Below are 16,149 nucleotides of genomic sequence, written 5' to 3' on the forward strand. Positions count from 1 at the left end.
GTGCACACTCGCCAGCCCGCGATCAGCCGGTGTTGAGCAACAGCATCAACCCGTAATCCATGTGGATTTGTTGGTGGCAGTGCAGCAGGGAGAGGCCGGGTTGGTCGGCGACGAAGTCGATTTCCATGCTTTGGTAGCCGCCCAGCATCGCGACGTCCTTGCGCACGCCGGCGGTCGATGTGCCGGCGAATCGGGTGATTTCGAAGGTGTGCCGGTGCAGGTGCATGGGGTGCAGGTCGTCGCTGGCGTTGCGCAAGCGCAGCCGGTAGCGCTTGCCACGCTCGATGTCGAGCACGGGTCTGTTGGCGTCCATCGCGAAGGGTGCGCCGTTGATCGTCCAGACGTTGAAACCGTTGTCGGCGGCGTTGCGTTTCTCGATCAGCATGTCGATGGTGTGGTCGGGCGGCGCGAGGTCGGTCGGATGGGGTGTGGCGAACAGCCGGTAATCCCACTTGAACGGCGCAGGCTCCACCCACTGCGGATCCCCACCGCGCCCGGCATATTCAACGACCACGCCCATTCCGCGGCCGCGGTCCTCGTCGGAGAGATCGCCTAACACCCAGACACCCGGACTGGCCATACTGACCAGGGCCGAGACCCGTTCACCCGCGCCGAGCCACAACACCGGCACCGCCGCCCGCGTGGGTACCGGGTTGCCGTCCAGCGCGACGATGGTGAAGGTGTGCCCGGGCAGGGCCAAACTGCGAGTCTCGGTGGCGCTGCCGTTGAGTACGTGCAGCAGCACCCGCTGACCGGTTCGCACGCGGAGGGGATCGCCGTGGCCGAGCATGCGTCCATTGATGGCGAAAGCCCCGTAGCCCACCTCGTAGCCGGGTCGCTCACCTCGGCCCAGCGAGGCCGCCGTCGACGCCTCCCCCCTCTCCTTGAGATCCGGGTCCTGCTCGCCGGCGAGGAAGTCGCCGGCCATGTCGCCTCCCCGACTGAACGTGGGCTCAAACTCCTTGAGCGTCAAGAAGACTTCTTGATCGAAGGCACCCGCGTCCTGCGCGGACTCGATGTAGACCGGACCCACCAATCCGCTGTACTGGCCACGGGACAGATCGGCGCGCGGTACCACGTGGCTGTGATAGAAGCGGAATCCCGCCGGGCCAGGGACAAAGGAAATTCTCCGCGTGCCGTGGGCGGGCACGTAGGGGGTTCCCTCCTCGGCCGCGCCGTCGACGTCGACACCAACCTGCTGGCCGTGCCAATGCAACTGTTCGGGCGAATCGGTGTCATTGAAGACATCCACCCACGTGCGCCGGCCCTGCATGAACCGCAGCAGCGGGCCGGGGAATTGGCCGTTGTAGGTCAAGGTCGACACCGTCCGGCCTGGGGCCAGTTCGACCGTCCCGGTGGCGATTCGCAGTGTGTAATCCGCTTTACCGTTGGGCGGACCGGGCTGCGCGGGCCCCGAACACGCGGCCAGCGCTCCGGTGCCGGCGCCTCCCGATGCGGCCAGCACCGCGATGCCGCCCCATTTGCAGAAGTCGCGTCGGTTGACCGCCATGATCACCGTCCGTGAGGGCCAACGCTGAGGACGGGCACAAGGTAATCGATGCGGTTGCTCAATTCGCTTGCCACACGACGGAATTCCGGGTAGCCGCCGGCGGCGGATGGGTCAGGCAGGCTCCAATGCATCGTGGTGGCCAGATGATGGTCGCGCGCGTATTCGCGGACCCTGTCGCATAACGTGACCACGCAGTCGAAGCGTCGTCGGGCCACCGCGGCCAAGGGTTGGGGCCGGCCGCCACGCAGATCGATGCCGTACTCGTCGCGCATGACGCGGATGGCGTTGGTGTCCAGATGCGATTTGGGATGACTGCCGGCGCTGGCGGTCCGAATGCGGCCCCCGCCCCGTTTCGCCAGCAGCGCCGCGGCCATCGGCGAGCGGGCGCTGTTGCCGGTGCACAAGAACAGCACCGACCGCGGCGCGGGCTTGGCGGGAAGCGCGGGCGCCAGCCCCGGATGCAGTGCGGCGGCGGCCTCGCCGAATGCCGTGGCGCACTTCGTCAGGTTCAACGAGTAATAGGTGTCGCGGCCATCGAACGTGCTGCGGTGCGCGCCGATGAGTCCCGCCGAACGCAACAGCCGCAGGTGATACGAGACCAGGTTCTGCGGCTCGCCGAGGGCGGCGGTCAGTTCGCGCACCCGGAGGTCACCGGATGCCAGTTCGGTCAGCAACGCCCACCGCAGCGGATGGGACGCCACCTGCATCAGCGGCGGAACAACCACTCGCTTGGCTGGCGCCATACTCTCGCACGATACATCAAACGAATTTGATAGGTTAGACGCTGCGCAAGGTGACACCAGTAGCGTTCCGTTCTCTGTTCTGAGGAGACCGAGTGTCCGAAAGCATCCCGGTGAACGCCCCGTCCGGCAACGGCGAGCTGCGCCGCAGCCTGGGGGTTTTCGACGCGGTGGTGATCGGGCTGGGGTCGATGATCGGCGCCGGGATTTTCGCCGCGCTGGGCCCCGCGGCGCGCGCCGCCGGCTCGGGACTGCTGCTGGGCCTGGCACTGGCGGCGGTGGTCGCCTACTGCAACGCCACCTCCTCCGCGCGGCTGGCGGCGCGCTATCCCGCCTCGGGCGGAACGTATGTCTACGGCCGCGAGCGGCTGGGCGACTTCTGGGGCTACCTGGCCGGGTGGGGTTTTGTCGTGGGCAAGACCGCCTCGTGCGCGGCGATGGCGTTGACCGTCGGCGCCTACGTCTGGCCGGCGCAGGCGCATGCGGTGGCCGTCGCGGCGGTGGTCGCGCTGACGGCGGTGAACTACGCCGGGGTGCAGAAGGCGGCCTGGCTGACCCGCATCATCGTCGCGGTGGTGCTGGCCGTGCTGGCCGCGGTGATCGTCGCCGCGTGCACCTCGGCGGAGGCCGGCGCCGATCAGTTCCGCCTGGCCGGGGCGACCGTCGGTGGCGTGGTGCAAGCCGCGGGCCTGCTGTTTTTCGCCTTCGCCGGCTATGCGCGCATCGCGACCCTGGGCGAGGAGGTACGCGACCCGGCCCGCACCATTCCGCGAGCGATACCGGTGGCACTGACCATCGCCCTGTTCGTCTATGCCCTGGTGGCCGTGGCCGCGCTGTCCGTGCTGGGCCCGACCCGTCTCGCCCAGAGCGCCGCCCCGCTGGTCGAGACGGCCCGAGCGGCTGGCGCGGGCTGGTTGGTTCCCCTCGTCCAGGTGGGCGCGGCGGTCGCGGCGCTGGGCTCTCTGTTGGCGTTGATTCTCGGTGTCTCGCGCACCACCTTGGCCATGGCACGAGACCGCCATCTCCCCCATGCGCTGGCGGCCGTGCACCCGCGATTCCAGGTGCCCCACCGCGCGGAACTGCTGATCGGCGTCGTCGTCGCGATCCTGGCCGCCACCACCGACCTTCGCGACGCCATCGGTTTTTCCTCGTTCGCCGTGCTGATCTACTACGCCATCGCCAACGCCTCCGCCCTCACCCTCGGGCCCGATGAGGGCCGCCCACGCCGCATCATCCCGGTGATCGGACTGCTCGGATGCCTGGTACTGGCATTCGCGATGCCGTCGTGGTCGGTGCTGTCCGGTGTGGGGACGTTGAGCATCGGCATCGCCGCCTACGCGATTCGGCGTGTCCTCTCCCGAATGAGGTTGCGGCGCAACGGAGGAGCCTCATGATCCGGTCTCGCACCGCGACGGTCGAGGAGGTCGAGTCGCCGCGCAGATCGCGGTAGCGCGATTCCGCGTGCCTCCGACGGGGAAGACTGACCCGATGGCCGACGCGGAAACCGAAGCATTCGAAAAGTTGGTGGCACTGCTGAACTATCCGATGTTCGTCGTCACCACGCAGGCCAACGGCACACCGGCCGGCTGTCTGGTGGGTTTCGCCAGCCAGGCCAGCATTCATCCACCCCGATTCCTGGTCGGCCTGTCGCGGCGCAACCACACGTTCCGCACGGCAGGCGACGCCACCCACCTGGCCGTGCACGTGTTCGACCACGACCACCTCGACATCGTGGAGCTCTTCGGCAGCCAGACCAGCGACAGGATCAACAAGTTCGACCGTTGTTCCTGGCATTCCGGCCCCCACCGGATGCCCATCCTCGACGACGCCGCCGCATGGTTCGTCGGCGAGATCCTGGAACGGTTCTCGCTGGGCGACCACGTCGGGCACTTGCTGGCACCGGTCAGTGGCAGCCCGCCACGCGAGCTGGAAAGCTGGGTGTCCTTCGGCGACGTCCGCCACCTGAAACCCGGTCACGAGGCGTGAACGTGGACCAGTCTCCCCGGGTCAGCACCCTCCGCAGCATCGTCGAACTCGCGCCGTTCTATGCCGACCCCCCGAATGGCGTGCGCGCCAACATGATCTTCAGCGCCGACGGTGCCGCCGCGTTCGGCGGCCGCGCCGGTCCGCTGTCATGTCCCACCGATCAACGGCTGCTGAAAATCCTGCGTGGGCTCGCCGACGTCGTCCTGGTCGGAGCAGGCACCGCCCGCGCCGAAAACTATGGCCCGGTACAGCTCACCGACGCGGCGCGCGCCCGACGACAGCACGAAGGGCGCTTCGCAGCCCCGCCCGTCGCTGTCGTCAGCCGCAGCGGTGAACTGCCCGCCCGGCTGTTCAGCAATCCCGGGCAGCCACCGATCCTGGTGACCTGCGCGCACACCGCGGCGCGCCGTGACCTCGGCGACGACGACCGGCAACGGATTCTGGTCGCCGGTGAGGACACGGTGGACGTGGCCCGCGCCCTCGCGATGCTGCGTGAGCTCGGCATGCACCGCATCCTGTGCGAGGGCGGACCGACACTGCTCGACGAGCTGGTGGAAGCCGACGCCGTCACCGAACTCTGCGTCACACTCGCCCCCAGACTCGCCGCGAGCCAGCCGATCGGATATCGGGTGCACCCGGCGCGGCTGCCCGCCCCGGTCACCATGCGCCTGGCGCACGCGTTGGTCTGCGACGACAATCTGTTCCTGAAGTACCGCCGCTGACACCGGGCCCGGAACGGGTCGCGCGGAAAAGCGCTCGACATGCAGCCGACGGCTCCTCTTCTTATGATGAAAATGCCCGGTTTATCGCGTCCCGCGACATCACCTTCGGCTGATCGCCGTCCACTTTCTCGATGCACACAGAAAAGGATCACCGGCCAGGTGAGCAGTTCAGACGACAACCACGACTATCGAAACCTGGCGGTCAACCGACTGCGCCCCAGTGAAATTCAATGGGCGCTGAACCACGATGCCGTGCACGGGATCGCGTACGCGTTCAAGAATCCCGTCGCGGTCGCGCAGTCCATCGAGGATCCGGACGACGACCGCAGGACGTACCTGGTCCGGGTCAGGCGCGACGATCTGGCCAACGCGCTGGAAAAGATCAACGAATGGATTTTCGACAATCCCGGTAAGGCCGGGATGCAGGCCTACGGATTCGTCCGGGCGCTGTCCCGCGAAGGGCTCACCGAACGCGCCACCGGCGATGACGACGCCCGTTAATCGCGTGCCGTCGAATTAGCCGGCTTTCGCCATTCGTCTCGCCCCGCGGTCGCTGCGCCCGCCCGCGCGGATGTTGTACTTTTCCTGCGGCGAGATCGACGGCCCACCTGCCGGTCTTGCGGGGCCTTGTGAGTTGATGGGAGTCAGCGATGAGCGACGCGCAGGGCTCGCGGTCGGGAACGATGTTCGGACCCTACCGGTTGACGCGGTTGCTCGGCCGGGGCGGAATGGGCGAGGTCTACGAAGCCGAGCACACCGTCAAACAGTGGACGGTCGCGCTGAAGCTGATGTCGCACACGTTCAGCCAGGACCCGGTGTTCCGCAAGCGCATGGAGCGTGAAGCCCGGATCACCGGCAGGTTGTTGGAGCCCCACGTGGTGCCGATTCACGACTACGGCGAAATCGATGGCCAACTGTATTTGGAAATGCGCCTCATCGAGGGTGCCGATCTGGGCAGCCTGCTGGAACAGGAAGGGCCGCTGGCCGCACCGCGGGCGGTGGCCATCATCCACCAGGTCGCATCCGCTCTCGACGCCGCCCATGCCGCCGGGGTGACGCATCGCGACGTCAAACCACAGAACATCTTGATCACCGGCGACGACTTCGCCTATCTCGTCGACTTCGGCATCGCCAGCGCGAAGACCGACGAGAAGCTCACCCAACTGGGCACCGCGGTGGGAACCCTGAAATACATGGCACCCGAACGCTTTTCGAGCGACTATTCGAGCGACGACGTTACTTCCCGCGCGGACGTGTATGCGCTGGCCTGCGTGCTGTACGAATGCCTGACGGGGACTCCGCCCTACGGCGCCGATGGCACCGGCGCGCTGGTCGGCGCCCACCTGACGGCGCCCATCCCCAAGCCCAGCGCACATGGTTCCGGCGTGAGCCCCGCATTCGACGCGGTGATCGCGGGGGGAATGGCCAAGGATCCGAACGAGCGCTACCCCACCGCCGGTGCCCTGGCGGCCGCCGCGCACTCAGCGCTGAGCAGCGCCGAGCGAGAGCACGCCGAGACGATCCTGCAACGCAGCGACATCGCGGCGATCAGCCCGCCGCGCAAGCGCACGCGCTGGCCGGTCCTGGCCGCCGCGGCCGTCGTCGCCGCCGCCATCTGCGCCGTCGGCGTCTGGCTCGTGCTCACGCCGGCCAGCCCGCACCCGCATCGGGCCGGCATCGGGAAAACCGCGCCGCCGTCCACGGCCGCCCCCAACGACGATCAGACCCGCCTGATCAGCCTGCTGCCGCCGGGCTACCTGCCCGGGACGTGCACGCCGGCCACCCCCGAGTCGGGCAGCATCTGGGTGCACGCGGTGGCCATGGTCACCTGTGGGCAAAACACGCAGCCCGGCGGCCCCAGTCGCGCCACCTACGGGCTGTTCGCAACGCCCGACCGGCTGAAGAAGGCTTTCGACGACGACATCGGCAACGTCAGCCTGGTGAACTGCCCGGGCGAGGGCCGCTCCCCCGTCAGCTGGCACTACGACGAAACCCCCAACGACAAGGCCGGACTCATCGCGTGCGGCACCTACAACACCCACCCGAACGTGATCTGGTCCAACGACGCGCGACTCATGCTCAGCGACGTCACCGGGGACCCGGCCACCGTCGAAGACCTGCACACCTGGTGGGACGCGTACGGCTGATCAGTCCGGTGTCGACGCCGAATCCTCTTGGCGCTCAGCGTCTTCGGCGTCTGCGGCGTCTTCGGCGTCTGCTACGGTCAACGGCAACGCCAGCTCTTCGAGCGGGCGCCGCTCGGCGGCGATGCCGAGCCACAGTTCGACCAGGCCGGCGGCCGCCATCACGACCGCTCCGATCAGAAACGACCAGACGACCTCGCCGCGGTGGCCCGAGTTGATGAGCTGACCGAACAGCAACGGGCCGGTGATGCCGCCGATCGCCGTCCCCATCGCGTAGAAGAATGCGATCGCCAGCGCCCGCGTCTCCATCGGGAAGATCTCGCTGACCGTCAGGTACGCCGCGCTGGCACCCGCCGAGGCCAGGAAAAACGCCACGATCAGCACGCCGATGAAGGCCCAGACCCCGCCGGCCTGGGTGACGAACACCAGCGCCAACACCACCACCGCGACACCGGAACCGATGTAGGTCAGCGTGATCATCGGTTTGCGGCCGACGGTGTCGAACAGATGCCCGAGTATCAGCGGGCCGGCGAAATTGCTCAGGGCCCACAGCACGAAGAACACCGGCACCGTGCCCGACGGCACGGCGTAGAACTGGCTGAGCAGCGTGCCGAGATTGAACGTGACGCCGTTGTAGAGGAATGCCTGCCCGATGAACAGCGCCAGCCCGAGGACGGCGCGCCGAGGGTAGAGCTTGAAGGCGACGGCGGCGATCTCCCGGAACGAGATCGCCGTGCGCTGACGGATCCGTAGCGGCTTTCCCTGCGGTTCGGGCAGCGGTTGGCCCGTCTCCCGCTCGACCGCCTCTTCGATCTCGCCGACGATGCGCTCCGCTTCGTCCTCGCGGCCGTGAATGAACAGCCACCGCGGGCTTTCCGGGACGTTGCGCCGGACGAGGAGGACGAAAATGCCGAGTATCGCGCCGAGGCCGAAGGCGAGCCGCCATCCGATGTCGGGCGGAAAGTTCGAGGTGTCCAACAGGATCAGTGCGCCGCCGGCGCCGGCGGCCGAACCCAGCCAATAGGTTCCGTTGATCACCAGGTCGACACGGCCGCGCACCCGCGCCGGGATCAACTCGTCGATGGCCGAGTTGATGGCGGCGTATTCACCCCCGATGCCGGCGCCGGTGAAGAAGCGGGTCAGGAAGAAATACCAGGGGGCGAACGCGAACGCGGTCGCCACGGTGGCGACCAAATAGATTGCGAGGGTGAGGATGAAGAGGTTTCGCCGTCCGAACCGGTCCGTGAGGTGACCGAAGAACAGCGCCCCTAAACACGCTCCGGCGATATAGATCGCCGCCGCCATACCGATCTGCGCGGGGTTCAGCGCGATACCGCTGCTGCGCTCCATCAGGCGGGCCGAGACGTTGCCGACCATGGTGACCTCGAGCCCATCGAGCACCCACACGCCACCCAGGCCGACCACGACGCGCCAATGGAACCGTGACCACGGCAAGCGGTCCAACCGGGCGGGGACCTGCGTCGTGACGGTTCTGGTTTGCGCTCTTGCACTCACGGGCGTCTCCGTTCTGGTTCGACCGGCGTCAGACACGATCGGAGCGCGACTCCTCGGGCGTCCAGGCCTGCGGCTGGCCGGGGTGGCCGGGGAAGAGGAAGTCGATGAACGCCGCGGCCGCGGGCTGAGGTTCGTGGTTGGCCAGCCCCGGCCGCTCGTTGGCTTCGATGAACGCGTAGTCGGCGCCCGTGACGTCGGGCACCAGCAGGTCGATGCCGGTCACCGGGATGCCGATCGCCTCGGCCGCGGTCACCGCAACCCGGCACAGTTCGGTGTTCACCTGTGCGGTGACATCGTGGATGGTGCCCCCCTGATGCAAGTTGGCGGTGCGACGCACCCGGAGCCGAGTGCCCTGGGGCAGCACATCGTCCAGATCCCAACCGGCTTCGGCGACGGTCGACTCCGTGAGGTCGTCGAGGGGGATGCGGGACTCGCCGCCGGTGGCCGCGGAGCGCCGCCGGCTTTCGGCCGCGATCAAGTCCCGCACGCTGTGCTCCCCCGTGCCGATGATCTCCGGCGGCATGCGCAGCGCGGCGGCGACGACGCGGCCGTCGATCACCACGAGCCGAAGGTCGTCGCCGGCCACCCGCTGCTCGATCAGCACGTCCGGGTATTGCTTGCGGGCGCGCGCGAGGGCCGCGCTGAGATCGTCGGGCCCCTTGTCGGCAACGACTCCGACCGTGATGCCCTTGCCCTGCTCACCCCGCGTCGGTTTGACGACGACCTCGCCGACCTCCTTGAGGAAGGCGTAGTCGCTGTCGTCGAAGGTGGCCAGGCGGGCGCGCGGGACGGTGATACCAGCCTCGGAGACCAGGCGCCGGGTCAACCGCTTGTCGTCGCAGCGGCACATCGCCACCGCCGAGGTGTATTCGGACAGCGATTCGCGGGTGATGACGCTGCGGCCGCCGTGGGTGAGCCGCATCTCGCCGGTCTCGGCGTCGAGCACCTCGACCCAAATCCCCCGGCGCAGCGCCTCGTCGGCGATGATCCGGGCGTAGGGGTTGAGGTCGTCGACCGTCTCCGGCGGCGGGCTGAACAGCGGCTCGTTGATCGCGTTCTTGCGCTTGATCGCCAGCACCGGGACGCGGCGGAACCCCAGCTTCTCGTAAAGGCCGATGGCGGCGGCGTTGTCGTGCGCCACCGACAGATCCATATACGCGCGGCCCGCGCTGCGGAAGTGCTCGGCCAGGGCCCGAGTCAGGGCCGCACCGACCCCGGGCAGTCCGGCGGCCGGATCGACGGCCAGCGTCCACAGGCTCGATCCCTCCTCCGGGTCGTTGAACAGCAACTCGTGGTCGACGCCGGTGACGGTGCCGACCACCGCGCCGTCTTCGTCACGCACCGCAAGCAGGTACTTCACCGCCGGCACGTGCTGATGGTTGTCCCAGATCACGTCGACCCCGGCCGGGACCATTCCGCAGCGCACGTACACGCGGTTCATCGCGTCGGCATCGATCGGATCGTTGAGCGTGCGCACCGTCACGCCCAGCGGCGGCGGCGACGCGTTCTTCTTCTTGCCGGTGAAGCGCAGCCGGTAGGTGTGGCTCGGGTCGATGAAAAGCTCGGTGGGCGCCTCGGCGACCACGACGTGGGATTCGCGGGCGTAGATGCAGATGTCGCGTCGCCCGGGTCCTTCGCGCCGCAGCGCCTCGACCAGGTGCTGGGAATCGGCGAAGGTCTGCCCGAAAACGAGTCGGCCCCAACCCAATTCGAGCTCAACATCCTTGGCCATCGCATCGACCAACTCCGGCGGCGACGCGTCGTGCAGGCCGAGCGTGATCGCCTCGGTGTGGTCGCCGGACGGGTCGACCACGGTCATGCAACCGGCCCCGTGACACCGTGACGCTGCAACCAGAGCTCGAGCAGGGCGATCTGCCAGAGTTCGTTGCCGCGCAGTGGGGTCAGCTTGCCGTTGGGATTCTCCAGCAGGGTGTCGACCGCTTCCGCACGAAACAGGCCGCGCTCCTTGGCAACCGGCGCATAGAGCGCGTCGCGCACCATGTCGAGGTAGGGCCCTTCGAGATGGGTCAATGCCGGAACCGGGAAATAGCCCTTCGGCCGGTCGATGACCTCCGACGGAATCACCCGCCGCGCAGCCTGTTTCAGGACGCCCTTGCCGTCGTGCGCGATCTTCAGCTCCGGCGGGCAGGTGGCCGCCAGTTCCACCAACTCGTGGTCGAGGAACGGGACCCGGCCCTCCAGCCCCCACGCCATCGTCATGTTGTCGACCCGCTTCACCGGGTCGTCAATCAGCATCACGGTGGTATCGAGCCGCAACGCGCGGTCGACGCCCGTCTCGGCGCCGGCCTGCGCGAAGTGCTCGGTGACAAAGCGGCCACTGGGGTCGCCGGGCGCCATCATGCCCGGTCCCAGCAGGCCGGCCAGCTCGGCCGAATCACGGTCGAAGAAGGCACCGCGGTATTCGGCGACCGCACGCTGAAGCGACGCGGCCGCCGGCGAGCCCATGGGCGGGTACCAGTGGTAGCCGGCGAACACCTCGTCGGCGCCCTGGCCGGACTGCACGACCTTCACGTGCCGCGCCACTTCCTGACTGAGCAGGTAGAAGGCGACGCAGTCGTGGCTGACCATCGGCTCGCTCATCGCACCGATGGCCCCGTCGAGGGCGGGCAGCATCCGGTCGGTCTCGATGCGGATCTGGTGGTGGTCGGTGTCGAAGCGCTCGGCGACGATGTCGGAATACTGGAACTCGTCGCCCTTCACACCGCCGGCCGACTCGAAGCCGATCGAGAAGGTGGACAGCCCATGCTGGCCGGCCTCGGCGAGCAGGCCCACGATCAGGCTGGAGTCGACGCCGCCGGACAGCAGGCAGCCCACCGGGACGTCGGCGACCAGGCGCCGATTGACCGCCAGCCGCAGCGTGGACAGCACGGCGTCTTCCCAGTCACGCTCCGACCAATCCGAGCGGTCGGCGTGCCGGGTGAAATCGGGCGCCCAGTACGTGGTGACGGTGCGCTTGCCGTCGGGCTCGATGGCGATCAGCGAGGCGGGCGGCACCTTGCGGACCCCGCGCAGGATGGTGGCCGGGGCGGGCACCACCGAGTGGAAGCTCATGTAGTGATGCAGCGCGACGGGGTCGATCCGGGTGTCCACACCGCCGCCGGCCAGCAGGGCCGGCAGCGTCGACGCGAACCGGACGCGGTGGCTGTCCTCGGTCACGTACAGGGGTTTGATGCCGAGCCGGTCGCGCCCGAGCAGCACCCGCCCGCTGTCGCGTTCGACGATGGCGAAGGCGAACATGCCGAACAGATGGCTGACGAAGTCGTCGCCCCAGCGGTGGTAGGCCTTGATCAGAACTTCGGTGTCGCTGTGCGAGAAGAAGCGGTAGCCGTACCCGCTGAGTTCGCTGCGAAGCTCCTTGTAGTTGTAGATGCAGCCGTTCCAGGCGATGGAAAGACCCAGCTCGGAGTCGACCATCGGCTGCGAGCCGGCTTCGGTCAGGTCGATGATTTTGAGGCGGCGATGACCGAGCGCAACCCGGCCCTGCGACCAGGCGCCGCCGCTGTCCGGGCCCCTCGGTGTCAGCACGGCGGCCATCGCTGAGACCGCCGCTACATCGGGCGCCCGCCCGTCGAGTCGTACCTCCCCGGTGACTCCGCACACCTCCTCGACCCTACCGGGGCCCGATGCGAAGCGCGCGTGACGTCCGCCAACCCCCGGGCGCCGCCCATCCGGACTGGCCGAGCGGCCATCGAGAACACGTTCTGGTATGCCGTGTGGTCAAGGGACTAAAGGGGAATAAAGGACCTATTTCCTGCGCAGATATCCTGATTGAATCCGGCTATAGTCCTTCATTTCACGGGAGGTTGTGATGGCCCGCACGGCCTTGGCGCCCGGTTTCGACTTCACCGATCCTGACGCCTACGCGGCTATTGGGACGGCGGCTATTGGGTGGTGACCAAGCACAACGATGTCAAGGAGGTGTCGCTGCGCAGCGACGTCTTCTCCAGTTGCCAAAACGGGGTCATCCCGCGGTTCAACGACGACATCGCCCGTGCGGGCCCGTGCGGGCCCGTGCGGGCTCGCCGGCGAGAAGCTCTCCGACGACGAGTTCGGGGTTTTCGTCGTGACGCTCGCGGTGGCCGACAACGAAGCCACCCGCAATACGATCACCCAGGGCATGATGGCGTTCTGCGAACACCCGATCAGCGCATCGCGCTCACCGACTATGAGCCGTCCGTGGTCACGATCAGGGAGGGCCACCGCGTGCTGATGTTCTACCGCTCAGCCAATTTCGGCGACGAGGTATTCGCCGATCCGTACACGTTCGACATCCTGCGCGACCCCAGCCCGCACGGCGGGTTCGGCGGAGGCGAAGACTACTGCATCGGCTCGAACCTGGCCGGCCTCACGATCAGCGTCATGCTCAACGCCATTGCCGTTCGCATGCCCGATCTCATCCCGATTTCGCCGTCAGAGCGACCACGGTCGGGCTGGCTCAACGGCATCACGCACTGGCAGGTCGAATATCACGGCAAGGGCACCGGGTCGCGATGCCAGAACTGACCGCCCACCACAACGGAATTCGCCTTTGCTACGAGCGTATCGGCCCCGGCGGCGACCGGCTGCTATTGGTGACGGGCCTGGCGGCCGATAAGCACTACTGGCACGACGACTTCTGCACCGCCTTGCTGCACAGCGGATTTCATGTCGCCCGGTTCGACAATCGAGATTCGGGTCGATCGAGCCATCTGGACGGGATCAAGGCCCGGTCTCGCCGGACGGCCCGGCGCGATCCCGGCACCGCGCCCTATCGCCTCGAGGACATGGCCGAGGACGCGGCTGCCGTCCTCGACGCGCTGGGCTGGGCTTCCGCCCACATCGTGGGTCACTCACTGGGCGCCATGATCGCCCAGACGCTGGCCGTCACCCACCCGACCCGGGTCTCCTCGCTCACCTGCATCAGCACGACACCCTCCCCCGACATCGGCCGCCTGGCCGTGAGTACCATGCTGCGCCTCTCGTGGGCCGCACCCGGGTTGCTCACCCGAAAGCCACCGCGCGGCCCCGCCGAGGCGGGCGAATGGCTCGTGCGTCAGCATCGTGTCATCGGCTCGCCCGGCTATCCCATCGACGAAGCCTGGCTACGTCACCTCGGCGAATTGATGTACACCCGAGGAGGATTCGATCCCGAGGCGCGGGCCCGCCAGGCCGCGGCCATGCTGGCCGGCGCCGACCGCCGGCCTGATCTCGCCAGCCTGGAGGTGCCCACCGTCGTCGTGCACGGTCAGGACGACCCGCTGATCCGCCCCGCCGGTGCGCGCGCCACGGCCGACGCCATCCCCGGCGCGGCGCTTGTCCTCCTGCCGGGGATGGGCCACGACCTCCCAAAACCACTGTGGCCCAGCATCATCAGGCAGATCGAGGCGGTTGCGGATCGAGCCCGAACAGCTCAAGCACGTTCTTGGCCAATTGGTTGAGCAGCCATTGCTGACCAGCTCGACTCGGTGTTCCCGTGCTTGGGCGGGTAGCTACTTTGATGATCCACATCGATCGCAACGGGTTCGAATCTCCCCCCATGTGGAATCTGCCTGGGCTTATACCCCCGGAAACACCTCACAAGTGTTTCTGGCACCGCCAGTCCGCTCTGCCAGGCTCACGCTTGGCGTGTCAGACCCGGATCGGATGCCCCGCTGTTCTGATGACTCCGCGGAGCTGTCTCGATGATGTACTCATCAGGCTTGAAGTGCCGAGTGCGGGCCCAGTAGTCGACGTACTTCCAAGGGCTGGCGGTGACGATGCGCCCACAACTGTTGCGGTAGTACGTGGTCATGCCGGGGTGCACCCAGATGCACTTGGCCAGGCCGGCGTCGAGTTCTTCTTGGTAGGCGTCGAAGACGTCCTGCTCGACGTCGATACTGGCCAAGTTACCGGCGATCATCTGCCCCAGTGCCTGCGTGATGTAACGCACTTGAAACTCGGTTGGGTGGATCGCGCTGCCGCCATGACCGGCATTGGTGTTCGGGCCGTTGAGGATAAAGAAGTTCGGAAAGTCCGGAACGGTGATACCCAGGTAGGCGCGGGCGTCATCGGGCCCCCAAACTTCGTTCAGTGCCCTCCCGGATTTGCCGTGGATTCGCATCGGCCACAGGAACTTTAACGTCTTGAAACCGGTCGCCAGCACGAGAACGTCAACCTCGTATTCGGTGCCATCGGCAGCCACAATGCTGTTCGGGCGAATCTCAGCAATTGGATCGGTGACCAGATCCACGTTGTCCCGGCAGATCGTAGTGAACCAGCCGTTGTCGATCAGGGGCCGCTTGCCATACGGCGGATAGTCGGGCAGGCATGCATCGAGCAGGTCCAGCCGCTCCCCCAAGCATTGTTTGACGTATTCAGTCAAGAAGACGCGGTGACGCTCGTTGACTTCGTTGATAGACCGGTCGGGGTGCGGCCAGTGCGGATCGATCTGCTTCTACTTGGCCACCCGGGGCCGAAATAGCGGTTCCAGTGTGTGCTCGGCGCGAACGAGAACGTGTACAGGTGGCTGGGTGTGTCGACACCCACACCGGGGTAGGTGTTCTCCCACCACGTGCCGCCGATCTTCGGGTTCTTCTCGATGATCGTGTATGCGATCCCGGCGGCCTTCAGTTTGATACCCATGGCCAGTCCGGACAGCCCAGCACCGATGATGATCACCGAGAAGTCCTCTGCCGGCGGCGGTTCGGGACCGGCCCGTCCCGGCTGAGGATGCCAAGCTCCTCCGACAGCATCGGACCGCATGCCGCCGGAACGGGTTCGCCGAGAGCAATCGTCAGCATCTCTGCCACTCGATCCGGGTTCAATGGCATCGGTACCACCTTGCCCGCACGGCAATCACGGACCGCCTCAAAAGTACGTTGCCGGATCTCGCACTGAACCTGTGGCGACACTCCCGCAGAATCATTGTCGTCCAACGGTTTGCCCCGCTTGGGCCGATAGGGTTCGGCCAACCATTTCTCATCGCCGGTGAGCTGCACCAAAACCATCAAAAGCGTCGGGATGTTCGCATGCTCGAGCGAGGCCCGCAGCTGCGAATCATGATCCGATGGGTTCAACTCGATTCCGTCACTCATGTCGATTCTCCCTTCAGTTTGGTGTAAATGATCGTTTCTATAGCGAACGGCAGCTCGTCTTGACTAGCGTCCCTTGCAGCAGCCAGACAGAGGCGATGTGACAGCTATCATGCGGTTGTACAGCATATTTGCCCTCTCCAACCTTGGGCCATCTTTCTGAGCCGTATAGCCTCAGTAGAGCTATCACCTAGAAGTTCTGTCCAGATACAGATGTGAGTGATCGTTTACAGATCGGCCTGAACCGCGCTAGTATCGCGGTATCGCCATCCGCATGTGGGCGGCGGACTTACGCAGAGATCGCTGGCGGACAAGGGCATAGAGCTGACGATGGGTTACACGATTCCTGAGACGGTGACTACTAAGGGGCCGTTTCAACCGATGCGCTTTGAGGCCACCGTTGAGGAGTGCATCGTCACCCACGGTGAGATCCCGCAAGATCTGGCCGGTGGGTTCTATCGC

General features: G+C 66.8%; 14 protein-coding genes and 1 pseudogene. 7 read left to right on the forward strand and 8 right to left on the reverse strand.

The window, feature by feature from the left end:
* Positions 1-22 precede the first annotated feature (22 nt).
* Complete coding sequence (locus EPN51_RS27370; RefSeq protein WP_293049006.1) at positions 23-1,516, reverse strand: multicopper oxidase domain-containing protein; 1,494 nt, start codon at positions 1,514-1,516, stop codon at positions 23-25.
* Positions 1,513-2,253: an ArsR family transcriptional regulator gene (locus EPN51_RS27375; protein ID WP_293049007.1), complete on the reverse strand. Its 741-nt coding sequence runs from the start codon at positions 2,251-2,253 to the stop codon at positions 1,513-1,515. The genes EPN51_RS27370 and EPN51_RS27375 overlap by 4 nt, the downstream gene beginning before the upstream one ends.
* 104 nt (positions 2,254-2,357) lie before the next feature.
* On the opposite strand from EPN51_RS27375, the gene EPN51_RS27380 reads away from it, so the two are divergent.
* The 5 genes from EPN51_RS27380 (at position 2,358) to EPN51_RS27400 (ending at position 7,105) form a co-directional block, all read left to right on the forward strand.
* Positions 2,358-3,644 (forward strand): APC family permease, encoded by a 1,287-nt coding sequence (locus EPN51_RS27380; RefSeq protein ID WP_293049031.1) that lies wholly within the window; start codon positions 2,358-2,360, stop codon positions 3,642-3,644.
* A 94-nt stretch (positions 3,645-3,738) separates the two neighbouring features.
* Entirely contained in the window at positions 3,739-4,236 is a 498-nt protein-coding gene (locus tag EPN51_RS27385) for a flavin reductase family protein (RefSeq protein ID WP_293049008.1), read from the forward strand.
* Positions 4,237-4,238: 2 nt separating this feature from the next.
* Positions 4,239-4,958, forward strand: coding sequence for a pyrimidine reductase family protein (locus EPN51_RS27390; RefSeq protein ID WP_293049009.1), 720 nt, complete (start codon positions 4,239-4,241; stop codon positions 4,956-4,958).
* A gap of 159 nt (positions 4,959-5,117) precedes the next feature.
* Complete coding sequence (locus EPN51_RS27395) at positions 5,118-5,459, forward strand: hypothetical protein (RefSeq protein ID WP_293049010.1); 342 nt, start codon at positions 5,118-5,120, stop codon at positions 5,457-5,459.
* Positions 5,460-5,608: 149 nt separating this feature from the next.
* Entirely contained in the window at positions 5,609-7,105 is a 1,497-nt protein-coding gene (locus tag EPN51_RS27400) for a serine/threonine-protein kinase (protein ID WP_293049011.1), read from the forward strand.
* On the opposite strand, the gene EPN51_RS27405 is transcribed toward EPN51_RS27400, so the two are convergent.
* From EPN51_RS27405 to EPN51_RS27415, 3 genes are read right to left on the reverse strand one after another with little or no spacing between them, the layout of a single operon-like run.
* Positions 7,106-8,617: an MFS transporter gene (locus EPN51_RS27405; RefSeq protein ID WP_293049012.1), complete on the reverse strand. Its 1,512-nt coding sequence runs from the start codon at positions 8,615-8,617 to the stop codon at positions 7,106-7,108.
* Between the two features lie 28 nt (positions 8,618-8,645).
* A complete protein-coding gene (ngg, locus tag EPN51_RS27410; protein ID WP_293049013.1) occupies positions 8,646-10,436 on the reverse strand; it encodes an N-acetylglutaminylglutamine synthetase in 1,791 nt (596 codons plus the stop codon).
* Positions 10,433-12,238 (reverse strand): N-acetylglutaminylglutamine amidotransferase, encoded by a 1,806-nt coding sequence (locus EPN51_RS27415; protein WP_293049014.1) that lies wholly within the window; start codon positions 12,236-12,238, stop codon positions 10,433-10,435. Before EPN51_RS27415 ends, ngg begins: the two co-directional genes overlap by 4 nt.
* A gap of 208 nt (positions 12,239-12,446) precedes the next feature.
* Between EPN51_RS27415 and EPN51_RS27420 the strand changes: the two are divergent.
* Positions 12,447-13,141 (forward strand): annotated as a pseudogene (locus EPN51_RS27420) (hypothetical protein).
* On the forward strand, positions 13,129-14,055 hold the full coding sequence (locus tag EPN51_RS27425; protein WP_293049015.1) for an alpha/beta fold hydrolase: 927 nt from the start codon (positions 13,129-13,131) through the stop codon (positions 14,053-14,055). Before EPN51_RS27420 ends, EPN51_RS27425 begins: the two are co-directional and overlap by 13 nt.
* Before the next feature lie 176 nt (positions 14,056-14,231).
* Here EPN51_RS27425 and EPN51_RS27430 read toward each other — a convergent pair whose 3' ends face one another.
* The 3 genes from EPN51_RS27430 to EPN51_RS27440 are packed head-to-tail and all read right to left on the reverse strand — an operon-like array spanning position 14,232 to position 15,690.
* Positions 14,232-14,978, reverse strand: coding sequence for a hypothetical protein (locus EPN51_RS27430; protein ID WP_293049016.1), 747 nt, complete (start codon positions 14,976-14,978; stop codon positions 14,232-14,234).
* Positions 14,975-15,274 carry an NAD(P)-binding protein gene (locus EPN51_RS27435; RefSeq protein WP_293049017.1) on the reverse strand — a complete coding sequence of 100 codons (300 nt, stop codon included), beginning with the start codon at positions 15,272-15,274 and terminating at the stop codon, positions 14,975-14,977. Before EPN51_RS27435 ends, EPN51_RS27430 begins: the two co-directional genes overlap by 4 nt.
* Positions 15,271-15,690 carry a hypothetical protein gene (locus EPN51_RS27440; RefSeq protein ID WP_293049018.1) on the reverse strand — a complete coding sequence of 140 codons (420 nt, stop codon included), beginning with the start codon at positions 15,688-15,690 and terminating at the stop codon, positions 15,271-15,273. The genes EPN51_RS27435 and EPN51_RS27440 overlap by 4 nt, the downstream gene beginning before the upstream one ends.
* Positions 15,691-16,149: the final 459 nt, after the last annotated feature.

Source organism: Mycobacterium sp., assembly GCF_004298145.1.
Classification (GTDB): Bacteria; Actinomycetota; Actinomycetes; order Mycobacteriales; family Mycobacteriaceae; genus Mycobacterium.

Excerpts from the sequence above, each read along its gene's own strand:
- EPN51_RS27375 (WP_293049007.1), bottom strand. The coding sequence starts at position 2,253 with ATGGCGCCAGCCAAGCGAGTGGTTGTTCCGCCGCTGATGCAGGTGGCG.
- EPN51_RS27385 (WP_293049008.1), top strand. The coding sequence starts at position 3,739 with ATGGCCGACGCGGAAACCGAAGCATTCGAAAAGTTGGTGGCACTGCTG.
- EPN51_RS27400 (WP_293049011.1), top strand. The coding sequence starts at position 5,609 with ATGAGCGACGCGCAGGGCTCGCGGTCGGGAACGATGTTCGGACCCTAC.
- ngg (WP_293049013.1), bottom strand. The coding sequence starts at position 10,436 with ATGACCGTGGTCGACCCGTCCGGCGACCACACCGAGGCGATCACGCTC.
- EPN51_RS27425 (WP_293049015.1), top strand. The coding sequence starts at position 13,129 with ATGCCAGAACTGACCGCCCACCACAACGGAATTCGCCTTTGCTACGAG.
- EPN51_RS27440 (WP_293049018.1), bottom strand. The coding sequence starts at position 15,690 with ATGAGTGACGGAATCGAGTTGAACCCATCGGATCATGATTCGCAGCTG.